Annotated in this window: 5 protein-coding genes; all 5 read left to right on the forward strand. The window is 51.8% G+C overall.

Features of this window, described 5'->3' with window-relative positions; genetic code table 11:
• Window positions 1-183, forward strand: a 183-nt coding sequence (locus ACUVTA_RS08040; RefSeq protein WP_445952435.1) for a hypothetical protein, incomplete at its 5' end; no start/stop codon positions are given.
• A 53-nt stretch (window positions 184-236) separates the two neighbouring features.
• Window positions 237-1,730 (forward strand): hypothetical protein, encoded by a 1,494-nt coding sequence (locus ACUVTA_RS08045; RefSeq protein WP_445952436.1) that lies wholly within the window; start codon window positions 237-239, stop codon window positions 1,728-1,730.
• Window positions 1,731-2,807, forward strand: coding sequence for a type I-B CRISPR-associated protein Cas7/Cst2/DevR (cas7i, locus tag ACUVTA_RS08050; RefSeq protein WP_445952437.1), 1,077 nt, complete (start codon window positions 1,731-1,733; stop codon window positions 2,805-2,807).
• A 14-nt stretch (window positions 2,808-2,821) separates the two neighbouring features.
• Window positions 2,822-3,577 carry a CRISPR-associated protein Cas5 gene (gene cas5, locus ACUVTA_RS08055; RefSeq protein ID WP_445952438.1) on the forward strand — a complete coding sequence of 252 codons (756 nt, stop codon included), beginning with the start codon at window positions 2,822-2,824 and terminating at the stop codon, window positions 3,575-3,577.
• Window positions 3,543-5,867: a CRISPR-associated helicase Cas3' gene (gene cas3, locus ACUVTA_RS08060; RefSeq protein ID WP_445952439.1), complete on the forward strand. Its 2,325-nt coding sequence runs from the start codon at window positions 3,543-3,545 to the stop codon at window positions 5,865-5,867. The genes cas5 and cas3 overlap by 35 nt, the downstream gene beginning before the upstream one ends.
• The last annotated feature ends 50 nt before the right edge of the window (window positions 5,868-5,917 follow it).

Consider the following 5,917-nt stretch of genomic DNA (forward strand, 5'->3'; position numbering starts at 1 on the left):
AAAGCGCCAGCATTTTATCAGGGTTCACGTTACAAGATGATCTTGGCTGTTAAGGTAGAGCCATATAACCCTATTTCTGGAAAGAAAAAACACCCGAAACTCTTTGACTCAGTCAATCCTGAACACGTTAAGCAATTCTTTAGGGCAAGGGGCCTGAGCCCGGAATTGGCTCTTGGGCGTTGAAGTTTGACTCAAAGAATTTGACTCGTAGAAAAGAAAGCAAGGAGGTGAAATTATTGCTTCAGTATACTGGCCACCCGTTATTTGACGTCGGTGTAGCCACCGTAACAGCTTTCGCGGGTAAGAGTGATCCAGGGGAACTTACCCCTGGGGACTTGGAGAAAATAGCTGCATTTATCGAACGGGAGTTCGTCCAGGAGCCGTTGCGGTCGTTTCTTGGTGTAGCTTTCACAACCAACGCCTGGTTTAACCAGCCAGCCTTTAGCAATCAGCCAGAAAAGCGCCGGGAGTATGCCCGAAGACTCTTGCACTGCTACAACGAAGAGTCAACCCACAGCCGCTGCGTCTTTACGGGTGAACCGGCAACAGCTACTGCTTTTTCGGATAAGCTACCGCCTGGACGTGCCTTCCGGCAACATATTCCTCTTCTCACTGGCGAAGGAGTGATTAATTTTTACCCCTGGGGAGACATAGGGCTTCCGGTTTCTGGTAAAGCGATTCTATGCTTACAAGCTTTTCCCCTCGGCTGCGCCAAGTGCGGCGGCAAACTTTTGGCCGTTCATTCTGATAATCCTGAGTTGACTTTTGAGTTTGCGGCTTCGTTCTTAGAGTATAACCGCCAGGCCTTAATCTTGGCGCGAGAGGCGGGAAGCAAGAAAATGCCCGAAGCGAAGTCTTCAGCCAAAACTTTGCTCATCGAGACTCTGCTCAAGATTGAGCAGCGGCGCCAGGACGAAAAGGTAGAACAACGGCCGGCATCGGTAACGGCTTATCATCTGACTAATAGCGGTCAGTCTAACCCGTTGGATGAGCGGAATCCACCGCTGGAAATATATTACCTGCCGCTGGAGATTACCGGGTTTCTCTCCGCCTTGGTGAGCTCGGCTTACCGCGTTGAGTGGCAAGCAGTTGCGGAACGGGCCTGGCGCTTAGCATTGCCCCAAAAAAGTAAGGGAAAAAGAGAGGGAGCAGGCGATGATCGTCCGAGGTTGAATTTTCTCTATGAAGATCTATTTGCCCTACCCGATAACGCTCCCACGTTTATCCGCCGCTACTTCTTGCGGATTCCTGTTCGCACCCGGCGGGAAGATGATCCTAGAAATTTCTACTCGCTCCGGGATGAGGCCAGCCTGGTTTCCTGGAAGCTAACCGACCTTTTACTATGGAAGGTGATGAATGTGGATAAAGAACGCATCCGGCAGATTCGGGATCTCGGAGATCGTTTGGCCGCCTACGTCAGCGGCGAGAACGACCGGCGCTTTTTTGCTACTTTTTTCAGCGAGCGGAATTACGAACTTTTCCGTAATGCGCTGATCAAGGCTAACTTTGCACATGTGAAGCGCGGCAACCCGCCACTGATCACACTTGATCCTTACATCGAGGTTTTTGAAGAGGGGAGTGATGTGGCACGACCAGACTGGCGCTTGGCACGGGATTTAGTCCTTATCCGGATGATTGAGCAGCTTTACCACCTTGGTTGGTTGGGGAAGAACATTGACGTCTTACCGGAAACCACCGAAGATATCGAATCAAATAAGGAGGGATCTTAGGTGGCGTTTGTTACTGGTCTTTTCTTGGTCGATGCTCCAGCATCGGCTCTTAACAATTTAGGGAACATCCCCGGCGAACGCTATGATAACAGTGTTGGCGTCAAAGTAATCCGCGCAAAAGATGGTATCTATCCCTACGTTTCTGCTCAGGCTTTTCGGTACTGGTTGAGAACAACCCTTGAGCAGGCCAATATTGGCTGGGTGGCTGCTCCTATATATCGCGAGGAAAAGATTGCCTATACTGACGCGAATCCTATTAAGTGGTGGGATGATGACCTTTTCGGCTACATGCGTGCGCCGTCGAAACGCGAATCGGCGAAAGCCAAACGTGAGGCAGACGAGACGCGAACCGGCGAAACAGAGACAGTAGATACTGTAACCAGAGTAGCACCCTTCAGGGTAAGTACGCTTGTTTCTATCGCTCCCGTTGTTCCCACGAGCGATTTCGGAGTCATGTCGCGTCACGAAGGTGATCCAGTGCCTCACGAGCATCAATTCTACCGTGCCACGTTGAAAGGCTTGTTTTCCCTCGACTTAAAAGCGAGCGGCACCTTCTGGTACCGGCAGAAAACCGGTTTCCGGAACCTGGATGGTGTACGGATAGAAGAGGCCAAAAAGGCGGGCCTTATTCACCTTTCAGAGGAAAAAGCCTACCGGTTGCCCCTTGACCAGCGCATTCAACGAGTAGCTGCCCTCTTTGAGGGGATGGCTATTTTAGATGGCGGTGCCAAGCAAACGCTGCACTATACTGATGTGGCCCCACCGCTGGTCATTATGGCGGTTACCAAAGGGGGCAATCACGTCTTCGGATACACAGTGGGTGCAAACGGTAAGGGGCTCCCCGAACTCAAAGTAGAGGCCTTAAAAGAGGTGCTCACTGTATTCAAAAACGAAATCCTTTCGGACGTATATGTCGGCTGGGTTCGGGGATACCTGGATGAAGAACGGGCTAAGCTCGAAGCGTTTGCCGGCACATCTGAAGGTGCTCGGGTAAAGATTAGTCATCCCCGGGAGGCCTTTAAAAGCTTAATTGCCCTGCTTAAAGACCCTGAAAATGCTGTTACTTGGATGGAATAGGAGGAAACGCGGGGATGGAAGTACTAAAAATCGTGGCGGAAGGAGTTACTACCTCTTTCCGCTACCCCCATTTTATGCAGGGCGTCCAGCCTACTTTTGAAATGCCTCCTCCGGCTACTATCTACGGGCATATCTGTAGCGCTCTGGGCGAGTGGGTAGATCCTACGGGGATAATGTTTGCCTACCATTTTACTTATCAAGCGAAGTTTGACGACGTAGAGCACATTCATCTCCTAACTCCGGCGAGCGGGAAACTGCCAGGCACCAAGTTGCCTAAGGTGCTGGAGGGGCAAGTTAACCCGTTTAAGCGGACGATTCTTTTTCAACCGCGACTGGTTTTGTATCTTAACAAACCAGAGTGGGAGGCTGCTTTTCGCTCGCCACGGTATCCCGTAGTTTTGGGCCGGTCGCAGGACCTTTTTACCTACAGCCGGGTAAGTGTTCTAAGGCTGTTATTGGCCCCAAAGGTTTATTTTGAGCATACCCTTGCTCCGTACAAGATGGCCTTACAAACGGGACGAGGGTACGTTGTTTTGATGCCGCGTTTCTTAGATTATAAACGCGGTCGTAGCCCGACTTTTGCCCGTTACGTAGTTCTGCACCGACGTGTTCACTCAGAAGACTTAGTGCGGTATGAGGGTTGTGAGCAGGAAAACTACTGGGTTGATCCGGAGTCACCGGAAGAAAAAGGAGCACGTCTGGGCCTGCTATTCCATATGTTTGTGGGGGATTACGATGACCGACCTCTTGTGGCCGGTATGGCTGGATGATGTTTGGGCCAAGAGTTCGCAGGAAGAAGGGAAACCGGGCGAAAGCTTGGCGACGCACACTTGGTACGTTTTACGAAGGCTTTCTGAAATGGCCAACCTCCGTCCAGACCTGCCGAAAATGTTGGGTTTTCCCGGTTTATGGCGGAGCTTGTTTTGGGCCTGCTGGCTTCATGATTTTGGGAAAGCGGCGCGGGGATTTCAAGATTCCCTGCGTGGCGGACCGCGCTGGCCGCAGCGCCACGAAGTACTTTCCTTAGCCTTCATAGATTGGCTCAGCGAGACTTTAGACGAGGAAGCACGTATTTGGGTGGCGGCGGGGATTGTTTTCCACCACAAGGATTCCTCAGAAATCACTTTGCGCTACCTGAGTCCTGACGAATATTTAACGGAAGCTATTAGTTCTTTACCGGAAGAAGTTTCGGATGCGGTTTTGGAAGGACTCTGGCGGTGGCTATCCGCTTCTTCGCCCTCGTGGATCCAGGCTTTGGGTTTAGCGCCTGTGGTTGAACCTCCCATACTGCTACCTTTGAAGGAGGCTGTCTCCCTGTTTCGAAGCCAAGCTGCTGTGCGTATCCGGTGTTACCTCTCCAACTTGCGCCGCTGGGAGCGGGAACTACGGCATCACAAGAATCTTATCCTCAAAGCCCTTGCCCTCCGTGGGCATATGGTTCTATCTGATCACACAGCTTCAGCACACGCAGGGCCTCTCCTGTATTTATACCGTGAGCCACAGGATCTATTAAGAGGTTGGGATTTAACTTGGGAGCAGCTCTACCCGCACCAGATTGCTTCTTTGCAGACCAACGGCTCAGCCATTTTGGTTGCTCCCACCGGCAGTGGAAAGACGGAAGCTGCGCTCCTATGGGCTTGTTCTCAGCCACGTCACAATCGCCCACTGGTCCGGCTGTTTTATACGTTGCCTTACCAGGCAAGTATGAACGCAATGTACAACCGGCTCATAAAGAGCTTCCCCCGCCAAGTGGGATTAGAGCACAGTCGGAGCGTGTTGGCGCTGTACCGACATTTTCTGGACGATGAGTACGACCGGCAACAGGCTATGCGACTTGCGCGCTGGGAGAAAAAATTATCTCGTCTCCACTATTACCCGGTGCGAGTTTTGAGTCCCTACCAGATGCTGAAAGGTCCTTACCGCTTAAAAGGTTACGAAGCATTGTTAACCGACTTTTTCGGAGCACTTTTCATCTTCGACGAAATGCACGCGTATGAAGTTACGCGAATGGCCGCCATCTTAGCTACAATTAAATACTTACGGGAGAACTTCGAGGCTTGCTTTTTCATCATGTCTGCTACTTTGCCCGCCTTGCTACTGGGCCGGTTTGCCGAAGCGTTAGGAACAGCGGAAACTATTCGTGCCACTGCAGAAACCTTCAGAGCGTTTCAAAGGCACCGGCTGCTCGTCCAGGAAGGTGAACTGCTTCAGGGAAATTCTCTCGAGCAGATTGTGCGAGATGCTAAAGAGGGCCGAAGCGTTTTGGTGTGCGCCAACACCGTGAAGCGTGCTCAGCAGACATATGCCGAGCTATCGCGGCTCCTTAAGGGTCAAGGCAGGGTCTTGTTGCTTCACGGGCGGTTTAATGGGCGTGATAGACTAATAAAGGAAAAGGTGATCCAGGAGGTATCCGGCGCTCGTTCGGCTAACCGTCGCCCGGTCGTGCTCGTGGCTACCCAGGTAGTGGAAGTGAGTCTGGATATCGATTTGGACGTGCTTTACTCAGACCCCGCACCGCTCGAAGCATTAATCCAGAGGTTTGGTCGGGTTAATCGGCGTTGCCTGAAGAAGTGGGCGCCGGTCAAGGTTTTTACGGAGCCGGCCGACGGCCAGGGTATTTATAATGGGCTTTTAGTGGGAAGATCTTTGGAATTGTTAAAGGAGAATGCTGACAGGGTGATTGACGAAGAGGGACTTTCTGATTGGCTGAATGAGGTTTACGGGGGCGAGGTTGCCGACCGCTGGAACAAAGCTTACGAAGAAGCTTACGAAAACTTTGTGGCAGCTTGCTTGCGGACGCTGCGTCCTTTTGAATCCAACGAGATGCTGGAAGAGATGTTTTATCAGGCTTTCGACAGTATCGAAGTGCTGCCGGCTTGCCTGGAAGATGAATACAACACATTAATAGCGGCGGGGGAGCCACTGGAAGCCAGTCAACTGTTTGTGCCGCTTTCCTGGGGTCAGTTCTGCAAGCTGCGGCAAAAGGGACTGGTGCGGGAGGGCCGGCCGGGATGGGTTAAAGTGGTGGAGGTGCCGTATAGCAGCGAACTGGGGCTATAAGTAACTTAGGGCGATAAGGATGTTGGAGGTGGGTTTTAAGCCCGGCCGGG

It is taken from the genome of Thermodesulfitimonas sp. (assembly GCF_052743955.1).